Consider the following 26,121-nt stretch of genomic DNA (forward strand, 5'->3'; position numbering starts at 1 on the left):
CGGACTCCGGCGCGCGGAGCCCGTCAGGTCGGTGCGGGCCCGGCACCGACCCCGACCGGGGCCCTAGGCGGCCGGGGCCCCGGCCGCGCCCGCCGGGACGGGCTCCGCGTCGGCGGCCGGCCGGAGCGCGTCGATGATGTGCTCGGCGAGCGCGGTGATGGTCGGCTTGTTCCACAGGATGTTCGGCGGCAGGTCCAGCCCGTAGCGGCGCTGGAGCCGCACCCGCAGCGCGACCGTCATCACCGAGTCCACCCCCAGTTCGACCAGCGGGCGCCGCAGTTCGAGGTCGGCGGGGGCCAGGTTGAGTTCGGCGGCGGCCTGCTCGCGTACGTCCGCCGTCACCTGCGCCCGCAGCTCCTCCTCCGGCAGGCTCCAGTCGACGACCGGTCCCTGCGCCTCGACGTCGCCGGTCTCCGACCTGGTCGCGGTCAGCTCCCGCAGCATCGGCATCCGGGGCGCGTTGGGCGGCGTCGGCAGCACCCGCAGGATGGCCTGGTACGGGGTGTCGAACCGGTCCGCGAACGCCCAGGCCCGGAACGCCTCGGTCACCGAGACCGCGTCCAGGCCCCGCGAGTTGGCCTCCATCATCGTGGTGGAGATGGACTGGGACATCCCCACCCCGCGCCACGACGTCCAGCCGAGACTGGTCGTCTCGTGGTGCCCGCTGGCGTGCCGGTGGGCGGCCAGCGCGTCGAGGAACGAGTTCGCCGCCGCGTAGGTCGTCTGGCCGGTCAGCCGGGTGAACTGCCCGCAGGAGGAGAACATCACGAAGAAGTCCAGCGACCCCGGGGGGAAGAGCCGGTGCAGCACCATCGCGCCGTGCACCTTGGGGCCGAGCACGTCCCGGAGCCCCTCCCGGTCGACCTTGTCGACCATGGCGTCGCGCACCACGCCCGCGGCGTGCACGATGCCCCGGACCGGCGGCATCCCGTGCGAGGCGGGGTCGAGGGCCGCCGCGACCTCGTCGGCGTCGGTGATGTCCAGCGCCAGGGCGCGGACGGTGACGCCGAGCGCCTCGAGTTCCAGCACGCCCTCGATCTGCCGGCGGGTCTGGTTGTTCTGCTCCCGTCCCCACTCCGCGCGCGGCGGCAGACCCCGCCGGCCGGCCAGCAGGATCCGGCGGGCGCCCCGGTCGGCCAGCCAGCGGGCGACCATCAGGCCGAGCACCCCGAGGCCGCCGGTGATCAGGTACGTGTCGGTCGGCCGGCACTGGAGGGCCGCCCCGTCGGAGGGGCGCTCGATCTGACTCAGCCGGGCCACCGACACCCCGTCGGCCCGGACCGAGATGACGTCCTCGCTCCCGCCGAGCTGCCGGAGGACCAGCATGATCTTCTCGACGGTGTCCCCGTCGACGGCGTCGACGTCCAGGACTCCGCCCCACATGTCCGGCTGCTCACCCGCGATGATGCGGGCGATACCCCACATCGGGCCGTGCGCCAGCGCGCTCTCCGCGGCGGCGTCCCGGACCCCCTGGGTGACGGGCCACAGCCTGGGCAGCGGAGCGCTCGGGTCCCCGCTGGCCGCCTTCGCCTCGATCAGGGCCTGCGCGGAGCGGATCAGCGTCCAGCCGCAGCGCTCGGCCGCCTCCTCGGGTGCCTCGTCGGGCTGGCCCGCCGCCGGCACCACCAGCACCGCGTCCAGCTCGGAGACGGGCAGGAAGGCGAGGTCGTCCGGCGTGGCGACCTGGCGGGTGTCCAGCCCCGCGCCGATCAGGCGCGCGGCCAGCCCGTCGGCGCCGGCGCCGGTGCCGACCACGGCCAGCCGGGTCAGCTCCTGCGCGATGCTGTCGTCGGTCAGCTCCATCGGGCGCCACACCATCTCGTGCACCAGCTCCCGGGGCGCCGCGACCGAGCTGTCCTCGTCCGAGATCGCCGAGAAGCGCAGCCCGCGTACCTGGCAGACGACCCGGCCGGTCTCGTCGGCGACGGACACGTCCACGGTGTCCTCCGGCGAGCGGGGCGACCGCACCGAGTGCACGGTGATCTTCGCCGGCGGGTCCCCCCGGAAGACGACCGAGTCGATGTGCGAGGACATCCACTGGTGCCGGGCGTACTCGGGGGTCACCAGCACGGCGCTGATGGTCAGCGCGCCGTCGATCACGTGCGCCCAGCTGGTGGCCCGCTCCGCCGGCGGCGGCACGATGGTGATCTCCGCCAGCTGCTCGGTGCCGTTGCGGCGCAGCTCGTGCACGTCCCACGGGAAGGCGTACCCGCCGACGCCCATCCGCCGGAACATGTCGTCGACCCGCTGCCACGACCACTCCTCCGGGCAGCGGGCCTTGACCGCGCCGCCGTCCACCCGTCCCTCGACCAGGTCCGTGCTCCAGTCGATGGTTGCGGTGGAGTGCGTGATCCACTCGTACTCCTCGTCCTCGCTCGCGCTGTCGCCCTGACCCGCGATCCGGGTCGCCAGCCGGGCGGTGTTCTCCGACAGGACGATCTGGACGATCCGCGGCGGCGCCACCGCCAACGGCGTACGCAGCACGATGTCGGCCAGGCCCGGCAGCCGGCCGTCCTGCTCCGCCGCCAGGGCGAAGCTGTTGATGATGACGGCCGCCGGGGTGATCTCGACGTCCACCACCTCGTGGTCCAGCGGGTACGGCCGGCTGTCCATGTCGAGGTGGGTCTGCCACACCTGGCGCGGCGGCGCCCCGCTGACCGTCATCCGACCACCGAGCAGGCTGTGCTTGTCCGGGTCGTGGCCGCCACCCGGGCCGGCGTCGGCGTGCGCCTCCGGGAAGATCCAGTAGGGCCGGTGCTGCCAGGCCATCGCGGGCAGGTCGACCAGCTCACCGGCCGGGTGCTCCCGCGACCAGTCGACCGCCGCCCCGTGGCAGTGCAGCTCGGCGAGGCTGCCCAGCAGCGTCTCGGTCTCGTTCGTCTCCCGGCGCAGGGAGTGGATGACGGTGGCCTCCTCCACCCCGGCCCGCTCCAGGCTCTCCCGGATCGAGTGGGTCACCACCGGGTGCGACGAGATCTCCAGGAAGAGCCGGTGGCCGTCGGCGAGCGCGGCCTCCACCGCCTCGGCGAACCGTACCGGCTGGCGCAGGTTGGCCGCCCAGTAGTCGCTGTCCCGCGCGGCGGTCGACCGCGGGTCCGTCATGGCGGTGCTGTAGAGATCGACCCGGGCGGGCCGGACGGTCAGCTCGCGGGCGGCGTCGGCGACCTCCGCCACGATCGCGTCGACGTGCGGGCTGTGGAAGGCGATGTCGGTGTCGACCCGCCAGACCCCCAGGCCCTCGCCGCGCCACTCCTCGGCCAGCCGCTCGACGACCTCCCGGTCACCGGAGACGACGGTCGACTCGGGGCTGGCGGAGATCGCGGCGACGACCTCCGTACGCCCGGCGAGGCGCGCCTGCGCGTCGGCGAAGGAGAGGCCGACGAGCGCCATGCCGCCCTGTCCCTGGAGCCGCCGCAGGGCCGTGGCCCGCCGGCAGGCGAACCGCGCGGCCTCGATCATGTCCAGGCTGCCGGCCGCGACGGCGGCCGCGATCTCGCCCACCGAGTGGCCGATGACCGCGCCCGGGCTGACCCCGTGCCGCCGCCACACCTCGGCGAGACCCACCTGTGTGGCGAAGGTCAGCGCCTGCACCTCGTAGCTGCTCCACGGGCCTCCCGACGCGAGGGCCTCCCGGGGGGTCCAGCCGATCTCGTCCCGGAACACGTCGGCCAGGGCGTCGATGGTCTCGGCGAACACCGGCTCGTCGCGCAGCAACTGCTGGCCCATGCCGGGCCACTGCGACCCGTGCCCGGAGAAGACCCAGACCACGGGGGACGACTCGCCGGCGGCGACGCGTGCCGTGACCACGCCGGGCGAGCGCTGCCCGTCGGCCAGCGCGCGGAGCCGCTCGGCCAGCTCACGGGTGGAGCCGGCCACCACGGCGGCGCGCTGCGCCAGGTGCGAGCGACGCTGGGAGAGGGTGTGCCCGACCGAGGCCAGCGCCACCGTCGGGTTGGCCTCCAGCCAGTCGGCCGTCCGGGCGGCCATCCCGGCGAGCCCGGCCTCCGACATCGCGGACACCGGGAACACCGCCAGCTCGCGCTGGAGCCCGGCCCCCTCGGACGCGTCCGTCGGCTCGGCGGTGACCGCCGGCGCCTCCTCGACGATGATGTGGGAGATCGAACCACCGACGCCGTAGCTGGAGACCCCCGCCCGGCGCGGCTCACCGCCGGTGGGCCAGGGCTTCGGCGCGCCGACCAGGCGCAGCCCGGAGCCGACCCAGTCGAAGTCCGGGTTCGGCTCCCGGTGCAGGCTCGGCGGGATCTCCTCGTGCCGCAGCGCCAGCACCGTCTTGATCACTCCGGCGATCCCGGAGCCGGCCTCCACGTGGCCGATGTTCGGCTTCACCGAACCGATCAGGCACGGGTCGTCGGCCGGCCGGTCGGCACCGAAGACGGCGGCGAGGGCCTGTGCCTCCTCCCGGTCGCCGACCGGCGTGCCGGTGCCGTGCGCCTCCACGTAGTCGACCGTCTCCGGCGCGATGCCGGCCCGCGCGTAGGTCCGCCGCAGCATGTGCTCCTGGGCCGTGCCGTTCGGGGCCATCATGCCGTCGGAGCGGCCGTCCTGGAAGACGCCGCTGCCACGGATGACGGCCAGCACCCGGTCACCGTCGCTCAGGGCGTCCACCAGGCGCTTCAGCACCACCACGCCGGCGCCCTCGCCGCGGCCGTAGCCGTCGGCATCCTTGTCGAAGGCCTTGCTCCGCCCGTCCGGCGCCGTCGCGCCGGCCGCGTCGAGCGCGACGAACAGCGCGGGGGTGGCCATGATGTTGATGCCACCGACGATCGCCACCGGCGTCTCGCCCTCGCGCAGGCTCTGGCAGGCCATGTGCAGGGCGGTCAGCGAACCGGCGCAGGCGGTGTCGACGGCCAGGCTCGGCCCGCGCAGGTCCAGGAAGTACGAGACCCGGTTCGCGATGCCGTAGTAGGTGGTGCCGTTGACCGCGTACGCCCCGGTGCGCGGGATGTCCTCCAACAGGCGCCGGCCGTAGTCGTTCGAGTTCGCGGCGACGAAGACGCCGGCGTCGCTCCCGCGCAGCGACATCGGCGGGATGCCGGCGTCCGCGAGCGCCTCCCAGGACAGCTCCAAGACGATGCGCTGCTGCGGGTCGAGGAAGTCCGCCTCGCGGGGAGAGATTCCGAAGAAGTCGGCGTCGAAACCCTCGATGTCCTTGAGGAACGAGCCCAGGCGGGTCGTCCGGCGCATGATCGCCGTCGCCTGCGGGCTGGTTGAGGCGTACGGCTCCCAGCGCTTGTCCGGCATCTCGCTAACGGCGCTGTGGCCGCCGGCCAGAAACTCCCAGAACTTCTCCGGGGAGTCAAGGTCAGGGGCGAATCGGCAACTCATGCCGACGATAGCCACTGCGTCAGAAATCTCCCGATCCTGGCTCACGTCCAGGCTCCTCTCCCAGTCACCGACCGGATCCGCTTGCAGGATCGAATCCAGTGATTACCACCGTTCGGAATTGTCATCGGTTCCGCCGTTGTCAGGGCCACGGAAAGCGTCGGTGCGGTGGCCGCCGTCCGGCGGGCGGGCCACCGGGCCCGGCGGCACCGCCCGCGCTCGCACCGGCCGCGAGCTGGTCACCGTCGAAGCAGATTCCCCCAGCCCACGGATCGCATCGACAGGGGCGGACACCGACATTGACTGCGACACATCATGTGTGCGGGCGGATCGGCCCAGCATCTTCCTGTGTGCGATGTGCCGGGCGGCCCACTTCGGCGCGAGAATGCGCACCACCACCGCCCGACCGAACGGGAGTCCGCGCCCCCATTCGATTCTTGTCGGAGATTGCGGTCACCGGGCCGAGCATTTCAGGAGAAGGCTCCGGGCGCATCGGTCCGTACCGTTTCCTCACGGAGACCGGCGCATTCGGCGCGTCGACCGGCACGCACCCCGCCGACCGCGCGGATCCCTTACGCCGCAGGAGGACGAGATGTCTACGCACCCGATCCGGCCGACCCGCGCGGACGTCGTCCCCTGGCCGGAGGACGTGGCGGCCCGCTACGTCGCGGACGGCTTCTGGTCGGGCCGCCCGCTGGGCGCCCACCTCTACGCCGCCGCGGACGCCGACCCCGAGGCGGTCTGCCTGGTCGACGGCGCGACGCGGCTGACCTTCGGGGACCTGACGGCACGGGCGGACGGGGCCGCGACCCGGCTGCGCGCCCTCGGCATCGGCGCCGACGACCGGATCATCGTGCAGCTGCCGAACTGCTGGGAGTTCGTGGTCCTGATGGTGGCCTGCTTCCGGCTCGGCGCCCTTCCGGTGATGGCCCTGCCGGCGCACCGCCGGCGGGAGCTCACCGCCATGGCCGAACTCACCGGGGCCCGGGCGATCGTGGTGGCGGACGAGGTCAAGGGCTTCGACCACCAGGAGTTGGCGCACGAGGTGGCCGCCGGGTCGGACACCCTGCGGCACGTGCTCGTGAGCGGCACCCACCTGCGTCCCGACAGCGTCGACCTGGCTCGGTTGTGCCGGCCCGCCGACGACGTGGCGCGAGCGCGCCGGGAGCTCGACGGCACCGCCCCGGACGGCACGGCGGTCGCCCTGTTCCTGCTCTCGGGCGGCACCACGGGGATTCCCAAGCTCATCGCCAGGACCCACAACGACTACGCGTACATGGCGGGCCGGGCCGCCGAGATCTGCGGTCTGGACCGGAGCACGGTGTGCCTCGCCGTCCTGCCGCTCGCTCACGGCTACCCGATGGCGGGGCCGGGCATCCTCGGCACGCTCCTCGTGGGAGGCCGGGTCGTCATCCTCCCCTCCCCGGCGCCGAAGCGGGCCTTCGAGACGATCGAGCAGGAGCGGGTGACGTTCACCTCGCTGGTGCCGGCGGCCGTGCAGCGGTGGTTGGAGTACCGGGAGGAGGACGTCAGCCACGACCTCGGGTCGCTGCGGCTGCTACAGGCCGCCGGGTCCCGGCTCGCGGACAGCGTCGCCGTCCGGATCACGCCGACCCTCGGCTGCCGCCTGCAACAGGTGTACGGCATGGCCGAGGGGCTGCTCTGCATGACCCGCCCGGACGACCCGCCGGAGGTCATCTGGCACACCCAGGGCCGCCCGATCTGCCCCGCCGACGAACTCGTGCTGGTGGACGAGGACGGCGCCCCGGTGCCGCCGGGCGAGCCGGGGGTGCTGCTGACCCGGGGCCCGTACACGCCTCGCGGCTACTACCGCACGCCGGAGCTGACCGCCCTGGCGTACAGCCCCGACGGCTGGTATCGCACGGGCGACATCGTCCGCCTGCGTCCGGACGGCAACCTGGTCGTCGAGGGCCGGGACAAGGACCTCATCAACCGTGGCGGCGAGAAGATCTCGGCCGAGGAGGTGGAGAACTTCGCGTACCAGCTCGACGGCGTACGGCTGGCCGCGGCGGTGGCCATGCCCGACGCCGAGCTGGGCGAGCGGGTCTGCCTGTACGTCGCGCCGCAGCCGGGCCGGCAGGTGTCGCTCGGGGACGTACGTGCCCTGATGGAGCGCGCCGGTGTCGCCCACTTCAAGCTTCCGGAGCGGTTGGAGGTCGTCGACGAGCTGCCGGTCACCCCCGTCGGGAAGATCAACAAGAAGGCGCTCCGCGCCGACATCGCCCGGCGGCTCGCCGCCGGCTGAGCCGGGCGCCCCGGCTGCCCCCGTCCGGCTGTCAACTCCTAAAGTGCGATTCGACCGATCACCTACTGTAGTCGTCCAACTTCCGCAGGTAAGCGGGCCAAAGCCGCTCCGAGAAAGGCATTCGAGGAGATGTGCGCTCAGCGGTTGACCGAGATCATGGGACGGCGCGACGTCGCCGACCGGGCGGCGATCCCGCCGGCCGGGTGCCGCCCCCTCGCGTCGGCGCCACGCACCCGAGGCCACGCCTGTCGACGGTTGGACACCATAGTCAAGGAGACCGGATGAAGGTCCTGTTCGTACCGCACGCCAACAGGGCACACCTGCACATCATGGCGCCGTTGGCCTGGGCGCTACGGACAGCCGGGCACGAGGTCCGCATCGCGAGCCAACCCGAGATCGCCGACGCCATCATGGCCGCCGGCTTCGTTCCGACCGAGGTCGGCCAGGTCCGTACGGCGATGCCCGACTTCTATCCGGGGCGGCGGGCCGACGAGGCCCAGCCCATCGTGATGGCCCCCGGCGAGCGTCAGGAGATGCCGCTCCAGCAGGACCTGAGCCGCGACGGGGCGCTGGAGAAGCTGTCCCGGGCGTCGTGGGGGTTCGCGCTCTTCTCCACCGAGGCGATGATCGCCGACCTGGTCGACCTGATCCGGGCCTGGCAGCCGGACCTGGTGCTCTGGGACTCCATGGTCTACGCGGCACCCGTCGCCGCGAAGGTGTGCGGGGTCGCCCAGGCCCGGATCATGATGGGCCCGGACGCGATCACGCAGCTCCGGCAGGCCACCCGCGGCGAGGGCGACCCGCTGCGCGACTGGCTGGCGCCCGTGCTGGAGGGGTACGGCTCACGCTTCGACGAGGACGTCGCGGTCGGCCAGTGGAGCATCGACCCGATGCCGCCCTGGCAGTGGCGGCCGGAGGGGCCACACTTCGTGCCGATCCGGCCCATCCCCTTCAACCCGCCCGCCCGGATCCCCGACTGGTTGCGCCAGCCGCAGGAGCGACCCCGCGTCTGCCTGACCCTCGGCGAGTCGCACCGCAACGGCCGTGGGACCGAGGCGCCCACCTCCGATCTGCTGGACGCCGTCAGCGGCATCGACGCCGAGGTGATCGCCACGTTCAACGCGAAGCAGCTCGCCACCGTGGACCGGCTCCCCAGCAACGTCCGGGTGGTCGACTTCGTCCCGCTGAGCGTGCTGCTGCCCACCTGCTCGGCGGTGGTGCACCACGGCGGCGCGGGCACCTTCTCCACCGCGCTCGACTGCGCCGTGCCACAGCTGATCATTCCCGGCACCCACTGGGGTTTCCAGTGGTGGGGTCCGGTCGCCCACGCCAACGGGCTGCAACAGCAGGGCGCGGGCCGCTTCGTGGCCGACGCGGACCACCTCACCAAGGAGGCCCTCGCCGAGGACCTGGCCCTGGTCCTGAAGGACCCGTCGTTCCGGGAGAACTCGGAGCGGCTGCGCAGGGAGATCACCGGCGTACCGACGCCGAACGACATCATTCCCGTCCTGGAGAAGCTGACCAGGGAGTACGGGGCCGGCCCGACGACCAGTTGAGGTGAGTGTTGTGACGGAACAACTGCGGATCCCGACGACGGTGGGCACCTTCGACGCGCTCGCCGCCGGGCCCGGGGACGGGCGGCCGGTGCTGCTGCTGCACGGATTTCCGCAGGGCGCCCGGGAGTGGGACCACCAGCTCGCCGCCCTGGCCGACGCCGGTCACCGCGCCGTCGCCCCGGACCAGCGCGGCTACTCGCCCGGGGTGCGGCCGGACGAGAGCGACGCCTACCGGATGGACGAACTCGTCGCCGACGTGCTGCGGATCGCCGACGGCCTCGGCTGGGCGCGGTTCGACCTGGTCGGGCACGACTGGGGAGCCGCGGTGGCCTGGGCGCTGGCCGACCGGCACCCGGATCGGCTGCGGACGCTGACCGCGGTGTCGGTCCCGCATCCCCGCCCGTTCGGCGACGCGCTGCGCGACGACGAGGATCAGCAGCGCCGTTCGGCGTACCTGGCGATGTTCCGTCAACCCGGTCAGGGCGAGCAGATGCTGCTCGCGAACGACGCCGCCGGCGTCCGTCAGATGCTGGCGCGGGCGGTGCCGGCCGAGAAGCTGGAGGAGTACGTGGCGCGGATCGCCGCGCCCGGGGCGGCGACGGCGATGCTCAACTGGTACCGGGCGACCCGTCCCGAGGAGGTTGAGGCCGGCACCGTCACCGTGCCCACGCTGTACGTGTGGAGCACCGCCGACGCCGGCGTGGGGCCGGCGGCGGCGAAGGGCACGGGCGACTGGGTGTCGGCTCCCTACCGGTTCGAGACGTTCGAGGGCGTGTCGCACTGGATCCCGGAGGAGGCCCCGGAGCGCCTGTCCACCGTCCTGCTCGAACACCTGGCCGCGCACCCGGGCTAGCCCGTACGACCGGTCGGCGGCGGGGGTGTCTCGTCCTCCGCCGCCGACCGGCGTGCCGGTCGCACCCACCGACAGCCACCGCCCGGCGAGCGGCCCCCGGCCCTCGCCGTTCCGCGTTGAACCACGGCCACAGAAAGAGACGATCATGACCATCGACACACCGGGCGCCGGGGCCACGGCGTCCACCGTCGACGCGCCTGACTTCCCGATGACCCGCACCTGCCCGTTCGATCCGCCCGAGGAGTACGTGGAGCTCCGCGCCAAGGAGCCGGTCAGCCTCGTCCGGGTGCCGGACGGCCAGCTCGCCTGGCTGATCACCCGGTACGCCGACGTCCGGCGGCTGCTGGTCGACCCCCGGATCAGCTCGAACCGTCATCACCCGAACATGCCGCTGACCGAGTCGGTGACCCCGCAGACCCGGCGCAACATCGCCGCCGTCGGGCGCTCGCTGATCGGGCTCGACCAGCCGGAGCACGGGCCGCAGCGGCGGATGCTGATCCGGGAGTTCACCCTCCGCCGGGCGCAGGAGATGCGGCCGCACATCCAGCACACCGTGGACCGGTGCGTCGACGAGATGCTCGCCGGGCCGAAGCCGGCGGACATCGTGACGGCGCTGTCCCTGCCCGTACCGTCCACCGCCATCTGCACGCTGCTCGGCATGCCGTACGCCGACCGGGAACTGATCGAGCGCAGCGCCAACGCGCAACTGCGCCGCAACGTCTCCGCCCAGGAGCGCCAGGACACCAGCAGCGAACTGCGTGACTACGTCAACCGGCTGGTCAGCGCGAAGGAGGCCGAGCCCACCGACGACCTGCTCGGCCGCCTGATCCTCCAGAACCGCGAGACGCCGCTGTTCGACCACGACATGCTGGTCGGCCTGGCCATGCTGCTGCTGGTCGCGGGCTTCGAGACCACCGCCAGCATGATCTCCCTCGGGGTGGCCGGCCTGCTGGCGAACCCCGACCAGCTGGCCGAGGTCACCGCCGACCCGTCGGCGATGGGGCTGGCGGTGGAGGAACTGCTGCGGTACTTCAGCGTCGTCGACGCCCTCCCCCGGGTGGCCACCGCCGACATCGAGGTCGGCGGGGTGACCATCGCCGCCGGGGAGGGGCTGCTGCTGTCGTTCGCCTCGGCCAACTGGGACGAGACGACCTTCCCCGACCCCGGCATGCTCAACGTCCGCCGGGGCGCCCGCAACCACATGGCGTTCGGGTACGGCATCCACCAGTGCATCGGCCAGAACCTGGCCCGGGCCGAACTGGAGATCGTGTTCCGGACGCTCTTCACCCGCATCCCCGGGCTACGGCTGGCCGTCGACGTGGACGAACTGCCGTTCAAGAGGGACTCCAACATCTACGGCGTCGACCGGGTGCCGGTGACGTGGTGACCGGGAGGCAGCAGGAGATGCGGCTCGTCGTGGACCGTGAACTGTGCGTCGGGGCCGGGCAGTGCGCCCTGTCGACCCCGGAACTCTTCGACCAGGGCGACGACGGGCGGGTCGTGCTCCGGCGGACGCTGCCCGAGGGCGAACTGGCGGCGAAGTCCCGCACCGCCGTGGACCTGTGCCCGTCCGGGGCACTGACCCTGACCGACGACTAGCGCCTGTCCCACAGGCTGAACGAGGGTGTGATGACAGGCTTCGAGGGAAGAGTCGCCGTGGTCAGCGGTGCCGGCCGGGGCATCGGGCAGGCGATCTGCCGGGCCCTGGCCCACCGGGGCGCGGACGTGGTCGCCGTCGACATCGTCGATCCGGTCGAGACCGTCGGCATGATCGAGGCCGAGGGCCGCAAGGCCGTCGGCCTCATCGGCGACGTGTCGGACCCCGACGACGTACGCCGGATCGGCCAGCAGGTCACCGAGCGGATGGGCCGGTGCGACATCCTGGTCAACAACGCCGGCATCTATCCGGCGAAGAACGTCTTCAAGCTGGACTACGACGCGTGGCGTCGGGTGATGGCGGTCAACCTCGACTCGCAGTTCCTGATGACCAAGGCCGTCCTGGACCACATGTGCGAGGCCCGGTGGGGCCGGATCATCAACATCACCTCGAACTCGGTCGGGCTCGCCCTGCCGGGCTTCACCCACTACATCGCCAGCAAGATGGGGTCCATCGGCTTCACCCGGGCGCTGGCCAGCGACGTCGCCTCGTTCGGCATCACCGTCAACGCGGTCGGTCCCACCCTGTCCCGGACGCCGGGCCTGGCGGAGAGCGTCATCGGCGACGGCGCCCTCCAGCACGTCAGCGGGCTCCAGGCGATCAAGCGTCCCGGCGAGGCCGAGGACGTCGTGGGCACCGTGCTCTTCCTGGCCGGCGACGACTCCGCGTTCGTCACCGGCCAGACGATCATGGCCGACGGCGGACTGGTACGTCTCTGACCGTGCGGCGGTGCCGGCCCGCCCGACGGGCCGGCACCGACCGCCGGGAGACCCGACGGCGCCCACGGCGGCACCCGGTCGCCGAAGGTCCCCGAAGGGTCACCATGGGTGGTGGATGATGTCCATCGGACATGGAGAGACAGCGTTGAGGAGCCACTGTGACTCTGACGAACAGGCCCACGGAGGCCCCCGGTCGGCTGCGGTTGGGAAGCGAGCTGGACGTCAACCGCCTGGGGTTCGGGGTCATGCAGCTCCCCGGGCCGGGCTGCTGGGGACCGCCGAGGGACCGACGCGCCGCGCTGGCGGTGCTGCGACGCGCCGTCGAGCTGGGCGTCGACTACATCGACACCAGCGACTTCTACGGGCCGCACGTCGCCAACGAGCTGATCCGCGAGGCCCTGCACCCGTACCGGGACGACCTGGTGATCGGCACCAAGGTCGGTGTCGTCCGGGACGGCCGGGGCGACTGGCGGCCGGCCGGTTCGCCCGACCAGCTCCGTACGCAGGTCGAGCAGAACCTCGCCCGACTGGGCAAGGACCGGCTGGAGCTGGTCTACCTGCGGGTGGGTGGTGACGGGCTCCTCCCGGCCGGTCGGGACGCCTTCGGCGAGTCCGTCGCCGCCCTGGTCGAGCTGCGCGAGCAGGGGGTGATCGGCGCCCTCGGGCTCAGCGGGGTCACCACCGGGCAACTTCGCCAGGCACTGGCCACGACCCCGGTGGTGGCCGTGCAGAACCGGTTCAACCTGCTCGACCGGGGCAGCGCGGACGTGCTGCGGCTGTGCGAGGAGAACGGCGTCGCCTTCGTGCCGTACTTCCCGCTCGCGGCGGGCACGCTCGGCCCCGGCGGGCGTGGCCTGCCCTTCGGACCGACCCTCGACCGGGCCCGGGCCAAGGTCCTGGACCGGATCGCCGACGCGCACCAGGCGACCCGGGCCCAGGTCTCGATCGCTTGGTTGTTGGCCCATTCGCCGACGATCCTGGTGATTCCCGGTACCAGTTCGGTGGCTCATCTCGAGGAGAACCTGGCCGCCGGTGGGCTGCGCCTGTCCGAGGCGGAGGTGGCCGCCCTCGACGCGTTGGCCTGAGCGGCACCGACGGCCGGGGCATGGCCCCGGCCGTCGGTGGTGCCGTTCCGGGCCGCGCCCTCAGGGCGTGTAGGGCGTGTCCGTGTGGCTGACCTCGACGAGCCGGCTGCCGCTGAGCTGGTAGACGGCCGTACGCCTGACGGCGACCTCCGCCGCGGACGCGTCCTCGGGGCGGGTCAGGTAGACCACCGTAGCCCGCCGGGAGCTGATCGAGACGGACTCGACGGGCGTCCGGTCGCCGATGTCGACCATCGTGACGTAGACGGGCCGACCGTCGATGTTGCCGTACATGACGATCTGCCAGAACTTGCCGGTCCCGCCCCCGTCCATCAGCACCGGGACCAGCGCGTCGGCCGCCTCGTCGCCGGTCAGGTCGCCGATGGCGCAGGGCTGTTGCATGTGGACGACGGTGCCGTCCTCGCCGGACCACATGCCGTCGACCAGCGGGATCGGTTCGGCGTAGCCGTTGTACCGCTCGGTCCCGTTGCCCAGTGCGGCGGTCTTGAGCTGCTCGCAGGTGAGGGCCCGCAGCGTGGCGGGCGCTCCGGGTGTGTCCGGTGCGGCCGACGGCGCCGGGTCCGCGGTCCCGTCGTCCGCCACGCCGGTGCTGACCGTCGGTTGTCCGGAGGCCACCGGCTCCGGGTCGTCCGCCGGTGCGGTGATGGTGACGCAACCGCTCAGCGCCGCCACCAGGGCGAGAGCCGCGACGGGCAACAGGGTCCTACGCATTGATCTTCCCTCTCCTTCAGGTCGCCCGGAGCGTAGTGCGCCCCCGCCACAAGGCTCCTATGTGGAGCGGGACGGCGGGGACGGCGGGCCGGAGCGGGGAGAGCGGGCCGGCTCGCGGGAGCCGGCCCGGGCCGGACGAGGTCCGTTCAGGTACGCGGGCCGCCGTGCTGGTGCAGCCGGTCGCGCAGCGTGTCGGCGAAGCCCCCGGCCATGGCGAGCTGGTCGCGTAGCGCGCCGACGCGCGCGGTGGCGGCGGCGTGGAACATGCCGAGCCGGTCGAGCAGCGCCGCCCGGTCGGCGCCCTCGGCGGTGTCGAGGGCGTCGAGGACGGCGAGCAGGTCGCGCATCTCGTCGAGGCTGAAGCCGAGCGGCTTCATCCGCTTGACCACGGCGAGCCGGTCGAGGTCGGGTGCGGTGTAGAGGCGGAACCCGCCGTCGCTGCGGGCCGAGGGGACGATCAGGCCGACGTCCTCGTAGTGCCGGATGGTGCGGATGCTCAGCCCCACCCGCTCGGCGGCCTCACCGATCTGCATCAGCCGCCCTTCGGGCGCACCGCCGACGGGCTCCACCACCGCGCCTGGGCCGGGGTCGGGGGCAGCAGCCGGGCCGGGGACGGGGGCCGCAGCCGCATCGCCGACGGGCTCCGCAGCCGGGCCGCGGACCGGCTGCGGGCCGGCCGTACGGTTGCCGGCGGCCATCAGTGGCCGACGCCGAGCCGGCCGGCGAGGGTGCCGTGGATGTGGGCGCTGGGACGGTTCAGCTCGACGATCTCCACGGTCTTGCCGCGGGCGGCGTACTTGGTGGTGACGGCGTCGAGCGCGGCGACGGAGGAGGCGTCCCAGACGTGGGCGTGCGTCATGTCGATGACCACGCTGTCGGGGTCGTTGGCGTAGTCGAACTGGCCGACCAGGTCGTTGCTGGAGGCGAAGAACAGCTCGCCGTGCACCGAGTAGATCCGGGTCGTCCCGTCGGGGTCGAGGACGCTGGTGACCTCCACCAGGTGGGCGACCCGGCGGGCGAAGACCACCATCGCGGTGAGTACGCCGACGACGACGCCGACGGCGAGGTTGTGGGTGGCCAGGGTGGTGACGACGGTCGTCACCATGACGGTCGTCTCGCCGTACGGCATCCGCCGCAGCGTGGCCGGGGCGACCGAGTGCCAGTCGAACGTCGACACCGCGACGATGACCATCACGGCGACCAGGGCGGCCATCGGGATCACCGCGACCACGTCGCCGAGCGCGACCACCAGGATCAGCAGGAGGACGCCGGCCAGGAAGGTCGACAGCCGCGTACGGGCACCGGACGCCTTCACGTTGATCATCGTCTGGCCGATCATGGCGCAGCCGCCCATGCCACCGAAGAACCCGGTGACGATGTTCGCCACGCCCTGTCCCCACGACTCCCGGGTCTTGCTGGACGGGGTGTCGGTGATGTCGTCGACCAGCTTCGCGGTCATCAGCGACTCCATGAGCCCGACCAGCGCGATCCCCAGGGCGTACGGGGCGATCAGGGCCAGGGTGTCCATGGTCCAGGGGATCTGCGGCAGGCCGAGCGTTGGCAGGCTGTCCGGCAGCGCCCCCTCGTCGCCCACCGTCGGCACCGCCAGGTGGGTCGTCGCCGTGACCACGGTCAGCACCACGATGGCGACCAGCGGCGCCGGGACGGCCCGGGTGAGCCGGGGCAGCCCCACCATGATCGCCAGCGCGACCGCCACGAGCGGGTACACCAGCCACGGCACGCCGAGCAGGTGCGGCACCTGGGCGGCGAAGATCAGGATGGCCAGGGCGTTGACGAAGCCGACCATCACACTGCGCGGGATGAACCGCATCAGCTTCGCCACCCCGAGCACGGCCAGCAGGATCTGGATCGCGCCGCCGAGGATCACCGCGGCGATCAGGTGGTCGAGGCCGTGCTCCCTGGCGAGGGGCGCCACGACCAGGGCGATGGCACCGGTGGCGGCGGAGATCATCGCCGGGCGGCCGCCGCAGATCGCGATGGTCACGGCCATCGTGAACGAGGCGAAGAGGCCCACCCGGGGGTCGACCCCGGCCAGGATCGAGAAGGAGATCGCCTCCGGGATCAACGCCAGGGCGACGACCAGGCCGGCGAGGACCTCGGTGCGGAACACCTTCGGGGACAGCCAGGACGGGCGGGACAGGCGCGGGCGGGAGGCCAGGGACAGCACAGGGGACATACAGCCATTTCCACTCGGAGGGCGTACGGCGCGGCGACCCGACGGACCCTACTCTTCCGTTACGGAAGAGTTCCCTCCCGCGTGGCGATCATCACCACCGGTACGTACCGCGCGGCACGTACTCCCATGCCCGGCGGCGCGCCCCGGAGATCAGGTCGGCCCGGCGCCCGGGGCCGGGACCGCCTGCTCGGCGGCACGGCTCACCTCTTCCCAGCCGGCCCAGACGTCCATGCGTCGCTTCGAGATATCGAAGGCGAGGTCGTACACCATGCTGCCCAGCAGCAGCCGCAGCGGCGGGTCGTCGCTGGCGACGAGCTTCATGAGCGCCTCGGCGGCCAGCCGGGGTTCGCTGTCGATCGACCCCTCGGCCCACTGCCGCGCCAGCTCCTCCCGCAGCGGGTCGTACGCGGGGTTCGGGGCGGCCGTCGTGCTGCGGGCGTAGAGGTCGGTCCAGTACCCGCCCGGCTGGACGATGGTGACCTTGACGCCGAAGCGGGCGGCCTCGGCGGCCAGCGCCTCGCTCATGCCCTCCAGCGCGAACTTGCTCGCGCTGTAGAGCCCGGTGCTGGGGAAACCGCCGAGCGCGCCGATGCTGGAGACCTGCACGACGTGCCCGCCGCCCTGGGCGCGCAGGTGCGGCAGGACGGCCTGGCTGACCCAGAGCGCGCCGAAGAAGTTGAGGTCCAGTTGGGCGCGGGCCTCGGCCTCGGTGGACTCCTCCACCATGCCCATGAAGAGCGCTCCGGCGTTGTTCACGACGACGTCGAGGCGGCCGAAGTGCCGTACCGCCCGGTCGACGACGTCGACGACCGCCGCGCGGTCGGTGACGTCGAGGCGCGCCGCCAGCAGGCGGTCGGGGTGCCGGGCGGCGAGGTCGTCGAGCGGCGAGACGTCCCGGGCCGCGCCGACGACCCGGTCGCCGGCGGCGAGCGCGGCCTCGGTGAAGGCGCGACCGAGGCCGCGGCTGGCCCCGGTGACGAACCAGACGCGCGGTACGGCGGTGACTGAGGCTTCCATGCCTGTTTCCTCCTTGGCGAGACGGACCGTCTCGTCTTGCTGAGAGGGCTGACACTACCCGACGGACCTGCACTGTCAAGACGGACCGTCTCGTCTCACCGCTTGCTAGATTGGGCCCCGTGCCCACGCCGAAGGTCGCCCCCGACTCCAGCCGACGCAGCGAGACCGCCCGCCGCGCCATCCTCGCCGCCGCCTTCGACCTCGTCGGCGAAGTGGGCTACGCGAAGCTGAGCATCGAGGGCATCGCCGCCGCCGCCGGGGTCGGCAAGCAGACGATCTACCGCTGGTGGCCGTCGAAGGGCGCGCTGCTCTTCGACGCCTTCCTCGCCCTCACGACCGACGACGGCCAGGGCGGCGCCCTACCGGACACCGGCGACCTGGCGGCCGACCTGAAGCTGGTCCTGCGGGCCACCGTCGACGAGCTGCACGACCCGCGCTACGACCTGCCCATGCGCGCCCTGCACACCGAGATCGTCCACGACCCGGCGCTGGCCGCCGACTACGCGACGCGGCTGGACGGGCCCATGCGGGAGCTGAAGAAGGAGCGCCTGCGCGCCGCCCGCCGCGCGGGCCAGCTCGCCGAGGACGTCGACCTCGACGTGGCCGTCGACCTGATCTTCGGTCCGCTCCTCAACCGGTGGCTCCACCGCACCGGCCCGCTGACGCACGGGTACGCCGACCAGGTGGTGGACACCGCGCTGCGCGGCCTACGTCCCCGCGAGGCGTAGACCTGGGCCGGCCCCGCGCCGCCGGACGGACACAACACCGGACCCCCGGTCGTCGTTGATCCGGTCGTACGTGCCCCACCCGCCACGATGGTGCGGGCACCGACCGTGGAGGAGGCATGCCGATGACCAGTCAGCGCGAGACCGTGGAGGTCGACCCGGTCCTGTTCCGCGCCGTCTACGACTCGCCCGCCTCGCTGCCCGGCCGGCACCGGTGGACGACCCCGGAGTCGGACGTACGGCGGATCGAGAAGCTGCTCGGCATGCCGCTGCGCAGCATCGGCGCCCCGCTGTGGGTCAGCGGCGACCAGCCGGACTGCCCGAAGTGCGGCCGCCGGGTGAACTGGTACGACATCGTCTCCTCCGCCCTCTCGGGCGTGCACGACCGGATGATGATCGCGACGGTCATCCTGGGCGACCGCCGGTACGTCAACACGGAGGTGCCGGACGCGATCGCCGGGGTGCGCTGCACCGACTGCCGCACCGCGATCGAGGGGCTGCGCAGCTTCAAGTGCCACAACTGGGCGTACGCCTTCGAGGCGCTGGAGACCGTGCGGCAGCGGATGTCCGGCGCGTCAGTCGTCGGCCGTCAGCCCGCGGGCGAACCGCAGCCCGGGGCGCCCGTCGAGTGACACCTCGCCGACCGGCGTGAAGCCGGTACGCCGGAGCACCGCCAGCGAGCCCGCGTTGTCCAGCGTGGTCTCGGCGGTCAGCCGGCGCAGCCCGTACGCCTGGCGGGCCAGTGCCACGACGCGGCGCACGCCGTCGGTCGCCACCCCGCGCCCGGCGGCCCGCTCGGCCACCCGGTAGCCCAGCTCGGCCCCGCCGTCGGCGACGTCGACCAGGTTGAACCGGCCCAGCACCGACCCGTCCGGCTCGACCAGGACGTGGAAGTGGCAGCCGCCGGTCTCCTGCTCGGCGAGCAGCCCCGCGTGCCGCGCGGCGAAGTCGGCGAAGTACGCGTCGTCCCGGTCCGGCACCGACCGCGCGAACCACTGCCGGTTCTCGCGCTCGAATCGCAGCAGCGCGGCGGCGTGGTGGGCGGCGAGCCGCTGGAGATCCGACACCGCGCCACCCTACCCAGCCGCGCCGTCCCGCCTCAGCGGTCGCCGGCGGAGCGGCGGGTGGGGCGGCGGCCGGGCGGGGAGGGCGGCTCCGGCCCCGGATCGGGCACCTCGGGCATCGGCCGGGTCACCGGCCCGGCGCCGGTGACCCGCAGTGGCTCGCCGTGGTGCCACACCTCGATGCCGGTCCCCGGGTCGGCGTCCGGCAGCTCGTAGCGGGCCTCGCCGGAGGTCAGGGTGACCCGCAGCCGGTGGCCGTGCCAGCGCAGGCTGAAGGCCAGCCGATCGATCGCCGCCGGCAGCCGGGGGTCGAAGGAGAGCACCCCCCGGTCGTCGCGCAGCCCGCCGAAGCCCTGCACCAGGGCCAGCCACGCCCCGGCCAGCGACGCCAGGTGCAGCCCGTCGCCGGTCTTGTCGCCCAGGTCCGCCAGGTCCTGGAGCACCGACTCGGCGAACAGGTCGTACGCCAGGTCGAGGTGCCCGACCTCGGCGGCGAGCACGGCCTGCGGGGCGGCCGACAGCGACGAGTCCCGCACGGTGCGCGCCTCGTAGTAGGCGAAGTTGCGGGCCTTCTCGTCGGCCGTGAACTCCCCCGGGCAGCGCTGCATGGCGAGCACCAGGTCAGCCTGCTTGACCACCTGCTTGCGGTACAGCTCCAGGTAGGGAAAGTGCAGCAGCAGCGGGTAGTCGTCGTCGAAGGTGTTGGCGAAGTCCCACTCCGGCTGCTCGGTGAAGCCGGCCGACTGCTGGTGCACCCCGCGCTTGCGGTCGTACGGGATGAACACCGCGTCGGCCGCCGCGCGCCAGGCCGACACCTCGGCCGCCTCGACCCCGAGCCGGGCCGCCGCCTCGGGGTGCCGCTCGGCGGCGTCGGCGGCGCCGCGCAGGTTGCGCCGGGCCATCAGGTTGGTGAAGAGGTTGTCGTCGACCAGGGCGCTGTACTCGTCGGGACCGGTCACGCCGTGCAGGTGGAAGGTGCCCGTGTCGGACCAGTGGCCGAAGCCGTGCCAGAGCCGGGCCGTCTCGACCAGCAGCTCCAGCCCGGCCCCGGCGAGGAACTCCTCGTCGCCGGTGGCGGCGACGTAGCGCAGCACCGCGTCGGCGACGTCGGCGTTGAGGTGCAGCCCGGCCGTGCCGGCCGGCCAGTAGCCGGAGCACTCCCGCCCGCCGAGGGTGCGCCACGGGAAGCTCGCCCCGGTCAGCCGCAGCTCCGCCGCGCGCTCGCGGGCCTCCGGCAGGTGGGCGTGCCGCCAGCGCAGCGCCGAGCGGGCCAGCGGCGGGTCGAGGTAGGTCAGCACGGGCAGCACGTAGCCCTCGGTGTCCCAGAGCACGTGCCCGTCGTAGCCGTTGCCGGTCAGGCCCTTGGCGGGGATGGTCCGGTCGCCGTCCGCCCGGCCCGCCTGGAGCAGGTGGAACACCGAGAACCGGATGGCCTGCTGGAGTTCGTCGTCGCCGTCGAGCTGCACGTCGGCGGTCTGCCAGGCCACGTCCAGCGCCGCGCGCTGGCCGGCCAGCAGCGCGTCGAAGCCCTCCGCGCGGGCCGCGTCCGCCTCCGCCACGACCTGGCGGGCCAGCTCCGCCGGGGGCACGGCGTCCACCGGGGTGCACTCGTACGCGGCGAACTTGGTCAGTTGCAGCCGCTCCCCGGCGCGCAGCGTCCCGACCAGCGTGAGGCGCAGCCGGTCGGGGGTGCAGTCGACGCCGGGGGCGAAGCCGTCCGGGGCCCGCACGTCGTGCGCGACGGCCACGGCGACCCGCTGCTCGCTGTGCCCGGTGCGGTGGACGAGGACGCCGTCGTACCCGTCGGAGTGCCGGTACTCGGCGGTCAGCGGGTCGGTGATCACGGAGGCGGCGCGGGGGTCGTCGGAGCGCTCCGGCACCCGCTCGTTGGCGAGCAGGTCGGCGCAGACCCGCACCTCGACCGCGTCGTCCAGCGGCTCGACGGACCACCGGACGGCGGCCACCGGGCGCCGGGCCAGGGAGACGAGCCGGACGCTGCGCACGCGTACGCCGTGCCCGGCCGGTGAGATCCACTCGGTGTGCCGCTCGACCACGCCGGCCCGCAGGTCGAGCACCCGCTCGTGGGTGCGCAGGGTGCCGGTGCGCACGTCCAGCGGCTCGCCGCCGACCCAGAGCCGGATCAGGGCCGCGTTCGGCGCGCTGATCACCGTGTCGCTGAACTGGGGGAAGGCGTAGCCGTCCTCGGGGTAGTCGAGTTCGCGCCGCTCGTGGAAGCCGTTGAGGTAGGTGCCGGGCATCCCGTAGGGCCTGCCCTCGTCCAGGGTGCCGCGCCAGCCGACCCAGCCGTTGCCCAACGCGAAGATCGACTCGGTCTCGGCGAGGCGGTCCATGTCCCCCTCCGTACGCCGGATCCGCCAGGCCTCGTCGTCCCCCGTGGCCGGTCCGGTCGGCGGCCGATCGGCGATGGGGGTGTCGTGCACTGCGCCTCCAGGGAGTCCGACGTACCGGGGCCAATCGAAGCAGACCGGGCTGAGAGGTCGCTGAGACGAAGGTCGGGGTCGTCCCCCGACCAATGCACACTGCGCCCGACTTCCAGATGTTCCAGGGTTGTCTGGGAGCTAAACGAGGTATGAACGATCGGTGAGGTGAATCATGGTTGATGTGGACACACCGGATGTTCCGGAGATCAGTGTCGAGTGGTACCAGGACATCGTCGACTTCGCCGCCGACACCCCGCAACCGGTGCAGTGGTTCGCCGAGCACTTCACCGAGGGCGCGATCCTGCTGCTCGGCGCGCTGTGGCTGATCGCCGCCGTGTCCCGGCTCGGCGGCGGGCCGCGCGACCGGGCGTACGCTCTGGTGTCGCCCGCGCCGGTGGTGCTCGCGTACGGGTGCAGCGAGCTGTTGAAGACGGTGGTCGACCAGGAACGCCCCTGCCGGGCTCTCGCCACCGAGCTCGCCATCATCGCCGGCGAGTGCCCGCCGACGGGCGACTGGTCGTTCCCCAGCAACCACTCCACCATCGCGGGCGGACTGGCGGTGGCGACGCTGCTGCTGTCCCGCCGCGTCGGGCTGGTGGCGCTGCCGTTGGCGGCGCTGGCCGCGTTCTCCCGCACCTTCGTCGGCGTGCACTACCCGCACGACGTGCTCGCCGGCGTCCTGCTCGGCGCCCTGTTCGCCGCGCTGCTCACGCCGCTGTTCGCGCGCCCCGCCGCCGGGCTGCTGCACCGCCGCGCCCGCCAGGCGGAGCGTCCCGTCCGCGACCCGGCCTCCCCGACGTCCCGCCGCTGACCGCAGCGGGTACGCGGAACCGGGGCGGCCTGCGCCCGCAGGGCGGAGGGCGGCCTGCGGAGGGCGGATCAGAGCAGGAGGAGGGCGGCGAGGGCGCCGAGGACGAGGAACGGGCCGAAGGGGAGGTCGCTGCGCCAGCCGACGCGGCGGGTGGCCAGCAGCGCGATACCCACCGCCCCGGAGAGCAGCAGGGCGCACACCAGCCCGGCCACCGGCACGGCCCAGCCGTACCAGCCCAGCAGCGCGCCGACGCCGAGCGCCAACTTGGCGTCGCCGAGGCCGAACCCGCGCCGGCCGAGCAGCAGCGTGGTGGAGGCGAAGAAGAGCGCCAGCGCGACGCCGGCCGTTGTGGCGCGCAGCCAGGGCCCCGGGCCGGCCCCCGCGAAGGCGGCCAGCCCCAGCAGCAGCCAGGTCCCGCCCGCGGCGGGCCAGGTGAGCCGGTCCGGCAGCCGGCGCACGGCCGCGTCGACGAAGACCAGCGGGATCGCCCAGGCCAGCCACCAGGCCGTGGCCGCCAGCACGGGGGCGGACGGCCCGAGCAGCACCAGCGCCCCGACGGCCGCCACGACGGCGAACTCCACCGCGCCGGGCGGCGGGCCGACGCGCGCCCCGCACCGCCCGCACCGGGCCGTCGGGCCGAGCGCCGGCCAGGGCCGGGCCAGCCCGATCGGGGCGCCGCACCTGTCGCACCCGGTCCGGACCGCCACCCCCGGCGGTACGGCGTGCCGGATCGCGGCGAGTCGGAGCGCCGGGGCGAGCGCGAGCGCGGCGAGCAGCGGCCCCCCGCGCGCGGGGGGCTTCGGCGCGGTCGGCCCCGCCACCGTCGGTGGCCCGGTCAGCGCCACGAGCGCCCCCCGACCGCCGCGCCGGACACGAACACGAAGGGTAGCGGGCCAGGTGCCGACGAGTGACAGGTGAGGCGACCCCCGCCCCTCCCGCGCGCCGCACCGCGCCGCGCGCGGAAATGGCGCACCGACCCGCGCGGGAATCCCATGCGAACGGAATATCGGTGCGATTCGCTGGGGGACGGATCGGACCAGCCGCCACGTCCGGGACAACAGCCCGCCGCCACGATGCCGCTCTGCCCGCAGCGCGCGGTTTCCACGCCGTCGTCACGCCGGCCGCCCCGCCGACCCCCGCCGCACCGCCCGCCCCCACCAGCCGCTACCACCCGCCGCCACCACCCTTCATCACTCACGGTGTTCGATTGAATTGCCTCTGTTGCATCGGCGAACGTCAGCCTATGCTCGCCCCTTGGGTGTGGTGCAACCCACATCGAGACGACGAGACGAAGCGGGACATCGCATTCGTATAGATCCACAAGGGTAAATGCAGCGGCGCTTTCCGACAGGTCCGGACGACCTCTTCCGGGCGCGCCGCCGCATGCCCGGAGGTCGGCACGCCGGCCCCGGGTCCCCACCGAGGAGGCACGACGTGCGCGGACGGCGGTTCGGCCGATGGGCAACCTGCCTGCTCGCCATCGCGGCGCTCGGCGCGGCCCCGGCCTGCGGCGTCGAGCCCGGACCGGACCCGGGCGCGGCGACCGCCGGGGACGCACCCGCCCCCACCCGCCCGGCCGCCGACGAACAGGCGGCGAGGAGGGCGGCGCTGGAGGCGTACGCCGGATATCTCGCCGCCTCGCGCGCGGCGAGCGGACGCGGCGATCCCCACCATCCGGAGTTGCCCCGGTTCCTCGCCGACCCGCTGCTGACCCGGGTCCGGCTGACCATCCGCGAGGCGAAGGAGCACGGCGCGATGCGTACCGGCACGTTGGTCTCCGACCCCACCGTGACCTCGGTGAGCCTGGATTCGAGCCCGCCCACCGTGGAGATCCAGGACTGCCTGGACGCCACCGGCTACCGGCTGGTCTACGCCAGGGACAAGCGGGTCGTGCCCGGCACCGGCGGCACGCGGCACCTGGCCACCGCCACCGCCACCCGCTTCCCGGACGGTCGCTGGCTGATCAACGCCGGCGTCTCCCACGAGGACCTGCCGTGCTGACGCGGGCGGGACGGATCCGTACCGCCGGGGACGGACGCCGGACGGAGCCCGGCGATCCGACGCACGGCCGGGGCGGGGCGGCCCGCCGGTCGCTCACGGGCGCCGGCCTGGCCCTGCTGCTGGCGCTCGGGGCGGCCGTGCCCGCGATCGCCGCCGGGCGTGCGGACCCCGGCGCGGAGTGTCCGCCGGGGCAGAGCGACTGCAGCGTCTGGGACGACGACCCCGGCACCCCTGGCGACCCCGGCGACCCCGGCGGCGGGGGCGACGGCGGGGGCGGCGACCCGGGTGGCGGGGGCGGCGGCGGCAAGTGCCAGTGGAACGGCCGCACCGTCAAGTGCTACGACGACGTGCTCGGCTGGTTCAACAACGGCGACGGCTGCTACTACAAGATCGCCGAGCCGCAGCCCGAGGCACCCGAGGGCCAGCGGTGGTACACGCGCACCTGCAACGGCGGCGACACCGGCACCCAGACCAACGTCCTGCGGGACACCCCGCCGCCCGGCTTCGGCGCACCGCCCGACCCCGAGGAACTCGCCCGCCGGGCGCTGGCGAAGATCACCATCGCGGCGCCCCGGATCGCGGTCGCCCCCCGCCGCAGCAACGGTCCCGGCCTGGTCGGGCTGCCGGTCTGGATGTGGGGCAGGAACGACGAGCGGAAGTACTTCGGGCCGGTCCAGCAGGCGTCGGAGACCGACCGGGGTCTGACCGTACGGATCACGGCGACGTTCGACCGGATCGTCTGGGACATGGGCGACGGCCGGAAGGTCACCTGCCGGGGCGCCGGCACCCCGTACCGGGCCGACGGCCCGCTCGCCGGTCGCCGGTCCCCCGACTGCGGTTACCACAGCGGCTACCCGAAGGCCGGCGACTACCGGGTACGCGCCACGACGTACTGGACGGTGACCTGGGAGGGCGGCGGTCAGAACGGGGTCATCCCGGTCAACCGGACGACGGGCACGGTGCCGGTCCGGATCAACGAACTACAGGTGGTGGCTCAATGAGTGTGGCGACCCGCAACGGAACGGGACCGGTGGACGCGCCGGTCGCCCCGCCCAGGGTGGTCCGGCAGCGCCGGATGCGGCCCGGGCTGCTCGGCCTGGCCGTGCTGCTGATCGCCCTCGGCGGCCTCGGGGCGGCGTTCGCGGTCACCTCGGTACGCGCCACCGGCAGCTACCTGGCGGTGGCCCGGCCGGTCGAGGTCGGCCGGCAGATCAGCGCCGACGACCTGGTCCCGGTGCAGGTGGCCGGCGGTCAGGGGCTGTCCCCGGTGCCCGCCGGCCGGCTCGACGAGGTGGTCGGCAAGCGGGCCGCCGTGTCGCTGACCCCCGGCACGCTGCTGACCATGGCCCAGCTCACCGACGCCCCGCTGCTCGGGCCCGGTCAGCAGCAGCTCGCGCTGGGACTGGGCCCCGCCGAGGTGCCCGCCCGCAGGCTCCACCCGGGCGACAAGGTCCTGCTCGTGAGCACGCCGGACGGCAACGACGACCGCCCGGCCGGCGCCGCCACCCGGTTCGAGGCGACGGTCATCGACGCCGTCACGTCCGACCGGGACGACGAGGTGGTGGTCTACCTGGCGCTCGCCGTCCGGGACGTGCCGGCCGTCGTCGCGTTGTCCAGCCAGGAGCGCATCGCCCTCGTACTGACCGAGGCGGCCTGA

The 26,121-nt window shown here is 73.6% G+C and carries 21 protein-coding genes; 13 read left to right on the plus strand and 8 right to left on the minus strand.

What is annotated here, in order from left to right; genetic code table 11:
* Positions 1–63: 63 nt before the first annotated feature.
* On the minus strand, positions 64–5,391 hold the full coding sequence (locus AC5L34_RS05215; protein WP_494823928.1) for a type I polyketide synthase: 5,328 nt from the start codon (positions 5,389–5,391) through the stop codon (positions 64–66).
* A 544-nt stretch (positions 5,392–5,935) separates the two neighbouring features.
* Between AC5L34_RS05215 and AC5L34_RS05220 the strand changes: the two genes are divergently transcribed.
* The 7 genes from AC5L34_RS05220 (at position 5,936) to AC5L34_RS05250 (ending at position 13,479) form a co-directional block, all read left to right on the plus strand.
* A complete protein-coding gene (locus AC5L34_RS05220; RefSeq protein WP_494823929.1) occupies positions 5,936–7,609 on the plus strand; it encodes a (2,3-dihydroxybenzoyl)adenylate synthase in 1,674 nt (557 codons plus the stop codon).
* 281 nt (positions 7,610–7,890) lie between these two features.
* On the plus strand, positions 7,891–9,165 hold the full coding sequence (locus AC5L34_RS05225) for a nucleotide disphospho-sugar-binding domain-containing protein (RefSeq protein ID WP_494823931.1): 1,275 nt from the start codon (positions 7,891–7,893) through the stop codon (positions 9,163–9,165).
* Positions 9,166–9,187: 22 nt separating this feature from the next.
* Positions 9,188–10,018, plus strand: coding sequence for an alpha/beta fold hydrolase (locus AC5L34_RS05230; RefSeq protein ID WP_494824193.1), 831 nt, complete (start codon positions 9,188–9,190; stop codon positions 10,016–10,018).
* 145 nt (positions 10,019–10,163) lie between these two features.
* Complete coding sequence (locus tag AC5L34_RS05235) at positions 10,164–11,405, plus strand: cytochrome P450 (protein ID WP_357716998.1); 1,242 nt, start codon at positions 10,164–10,166, stop codon at positions 11,403–11,405.
* A 17-nt stretch (positions 11,406–11,422) separates the two neighbouring features.
* Positions 11,423–11,617, plus strand: a complete 195-nt coding sequence (locus AC5L34_RS05240) for a ferredoxin (RefSeq protein ID WP_089003763.1) — start codon at positions 11,423–11,425, stop codon at positions 11,615–11,617.
* 30 nt (positions 11,618–11,647) lie between these two features.
* Positions 11,648–12,394 (plus strand): SDR family NAD(P)-dependent oxidoreductase, encoded by a 747-nt coding sequence (locus tag AC5L34_RS05245; RefSeq protein WP_441173689.1) that lies wholly within the window; start codon positions 11,648–11,650, stop codon positions 12,392–12,394.
* 158 nt (positions 12,395–12,552) lie between these two features.
* A complete protein-coding gene (locus AC5L34_RS05250; protein WP_441173690.1) occupies positions 12,553–13,479 on the plus strand; it encodes an oxidoreductase in 927 nt (308 codons plus the stop codon).
* A 60-nt stretch (positions 13,480–13,539) separates the two neighbouring features.
* Here the strand turns inward: AC5L34_RS05250 and AC5L34_RS05255 are convergent, their stop codons facing one another.
* The 4 genes from AC5L34_RS05255 to AC5L34_RS05270 form a co-directional block, all read right to left on the minus strand.
* Positions 13,540–14,208 carry a hypothetical protein gene (locus AC5L34_RS05255; protein WP_441173691.1) on the minus strand — a complete coding sequence of 223 codons (669 nt, stop codon included), beginning with the start codon at positions 14,206–14,208 and terminating at the stop codon, positions 13,540–13,542.
* Positions 14,209–14,354: 146 nt separating this feature from the next.
* Positions 14,355–14,741, minus strand: a complete 387-nt coding sequence (locus tag AC5L34_RS05260; RefSeq protein ID WP_494823933.1) for a MerR family transcriptional regulator — start codon at positions 14,739–14,741, stop codon at positions 14,355–14,357.
* 164 nt (positions 14,742–14,905) lie between these two features.
* Positions 14,906–16,405 carry a SulP family inorganic anion transporter gene (locus tag AC5L34_RS05265; RefSeq protein WP_494823935.1) on the minus strand — a complete coding sequence of 500 codons (1,500 nt, stop codon included), beginning with the start codon at positions 16,403–16,405 and terminating at the stop codon, positions 14,906–14,908.
* 150 nt (positions 16,406–16,555) lie between these two features.
* A complete protein-coding gene (locus tag AC5L34_RS05270) occupies positions 16,556–17,422 on the minus strand; it encodes an SDR family NAD(P)-dependent oxidoreductase (RefSeq protein WP_494823936.1) in 867 nt (288 codons plus the stop codon).
* Between the two features lie 119 nt (positions 17,423–17,541).
* Between AC5L34_RS05270 and AC5L34_RS05275 the strand changes: the two genes are divergently transcribed.
* Both AC5L34_RS05275 and AC5L34_RS05280 read left to right on the plus strand, forming a co-directional pair.
* Positions 17,542–18,150: a TetR/AcrR family transcriptional regulator gene (locus tag AC5L34_RS05275; protein WP_494823938.1), complete on the plus strand. Its 609-nt coding sequence runs from the start codon at positions 17,542–17,544 to the stop codon at positions 18,148–18,150.
* Between the two features lie 122 nt (positions 18,151–18,272).
* Positions 18,273–18,779, plus strand: coding sequence for a DUF8243 domain-containing protein (locus AC5L34_RS05280; RefSeq protein ID WP_089002580.1), 507 nt, complete (start codon positions 18,273–18,275; stop codon positions 18,777–18,779).
* Here the strand turns inward: AC5L34_RS05280 and AC5L34_RS05285 are convergent.
* Together AC5L34_RS05285 and AC5L34_RS05290 are read right to left on the minus strand one after the other, a co-directional pair.
* Positions 18,723–19,214 (minus strand): GNAT family N-acetyltransferase, encoded by a 492-nt coding sequence (locus tag AC5L34_RS05285; RefSeq protein WP_494823940.1) that lies wholly within the window; start codon positions 19,212–19,214, stop codon positions 18,723–18,725. The two genes, AC5L34_RS05280 and AC5L34_RS05285, sit on opposite strands and share 57 nt — an antisense overlap.
* 32 nt (positions 19,215–19,246) lie before the next feature.
* A complete protein-coding gene (locus AC5L34_RS05290) occupies positions 19,247–21,652 on the minus strand; it encodes a glycoside hydrolase family 65 protein (protein WP_494823941.1) in 2,406 nt (801 codons plus the stop codon).
* A gap of 172 nt (positions 21,653–21,824) precedes the next feature.
* On the opposite strand from AC5L34_RS05290, the gene AC5L34_RS05295 reads away from it, so the two are divergent.
* Positions 21,825–22,463: a phosphatase PAP2 family protein gene (locus AC5L34_RS05295; protein WP_441173696.1), complete on the plus strand. Its 639-nt coding sequence runs from the start codon at positions 21,825–21,827 to the stop codon at positions 22,461–22,463.
* A gap of 68 nt (positions 22,464–22,531) precedes the next feature.
* Here the strand turns inward: AC5L34_RS05295 and AC5L34_RS05300 are convergent, their stop codons facing one another.
* Complete coding sequence (locus AC5L34_RS05300) at positions 22,532–23,284, minus strand: prepilin peptidase (protein ID WP_494824194.1); 753 nt, start codon at positions 23,282–23,284, stop codon at positions 22,532–22,534.
* A 613-nt stretch (positions 23,285–23,897) separates the two neighbouring features.
* On the opposite strand from AC5L34_RS05300, the gene AC5L34_RS05305 reads away from it, so the two are divergent.
* From AC5L34_RS05305 to AC5L34_RS05315, 3 genes are read left to right on the plus strand one after another with little or no spacing between them, the layout of a single operon-like run.
* Positions 23,898–24,464: a hypothetical protein gene (locus tag AC5L34_RS05305; RefSeq protein WP_441173697.1), complete on the plus strand. Its 567-nt coding sequence runs from the start codon at positions 23,898–23,900 to the stop codon at positions 24,462–24,464.
* A gap of 14 nt (positions 24,465–24,478) precedes the next feature.
* The gene (locus tag AC5L34_RS05310) at positions 24,479–25,465 is read left to right on the plus strand and encodes a hypothetical protein (protein WP_494824196.1); all 987 of its coding nucleotides are present in this window, start codon (positions 24,479–24,481) and stop codon (positions 25,463–25,465) included.
* Positions 25,462–26,121 carry an SAF domain-containing protein gene (locus tag AC5L34_RS05315; RefSeq protein WP_494823944.1) on the plus strand — a complete coding sequence of 220 codons (660 nt, stop codon included), beginning with the start codon at positions 25,462–25,464 and terminating at the stop codon, positions 26,119–26,121. Before AC5L34_RS05310 ends, AC5L34_RS05315 begins: the two co-directional genes overlap by 4 nt.

Source organism: Micromonospora sp. ZG13, assembly GCF_059359355.1.

Bases quoted from the DNA above. Each gene is read 5' to 3' on its own strand.
- AC5L34_RS05220 (WP_494823929.1), top strand. From the start codon at position 5,936: ATGTCTACGCACCCGATCCGGCCGACCCGCGCGGACGTCGTCCCCTGG.
- AC5L34_RS05225 (WP_494823931.1), top strand. From the start codon at position 7,891: ATGAAGGTCCTGTTCGTACCGCACGCCAACAGGGCACACCTGCACATC.
- AC5L34_RS05235 (WP_357716998.1), top strand. From the start codon at position 10,164: ATGACCATCGACACACCGGGCGCCGGGGCCACGGCGTCCACCGTCGAC.
- AC5L34_RS05240 (WP_089003763.1), top strand. From the start codon at position 11,423: ATGCGGCTCGTCGTGGACCGTGAACTGTGCGTCGGGGCCGGGCAGTGC.
- AC5L34_RS05245 (WP_441173689.1), top strand. From the start codon at position 11,648: ATGACAGGCTTCGAGGGAAGAGTCGCCGTGGTCAGCGGTGCCGGCCGG.
- AC5L34_RS05255 (WP_441173691.1), bottom strand. From the start codon at position 14,208: ATGCGTAGGACCCTGTTGCCCGTCGCGGCTCTCGCCCTGGTGGCGGCG.
- AC5L34_RS05260 (WP_494823933.1), bottom strand. From the start codon at position 14,741: ATGCAGATCGGTGAGGCCGCCGAGCGGGTGGGGCTGAGCATCCGCACC.
- AC5L34_RS05265 (WP_494823935.1), bottom strand. From the start codon at position 16,405: ATGTCCCCTGTGCTGTCCCTGGCCTCCCGCCCGCGCCTGTCCCGCCCG.
- AC5L34_RS05270 (WP_494823936.1), bottom strand. From the start codon at position 17,422: ATGGAAGCCTCAGTCACCGCCGTACCGCGCGTCTGGTTCGTCACCGGG.
- AC5L34_RS05280 (WP_089002580.1), top strand. From the start codon at position 18,273: ATGACCAGTCAGCGCGAGACCGTGGAGGTCGACCCGGTCCTGTTCCGC.
- AC5L34_RS05295 (WP_441173696.1), top strand. From the start codon at position 21,825: ATGGTTGATGTGGACACACCGGATGTTCCGGAGATCAGTGTCGAGTGG.
- AC5L34_RS05315 (WP_494823944.1), top strand. From the start codon at position 25,462: ATGAGTGTGGCGACCCGCAACGGAACGGGACCGGTGGACGCGCCGGTC.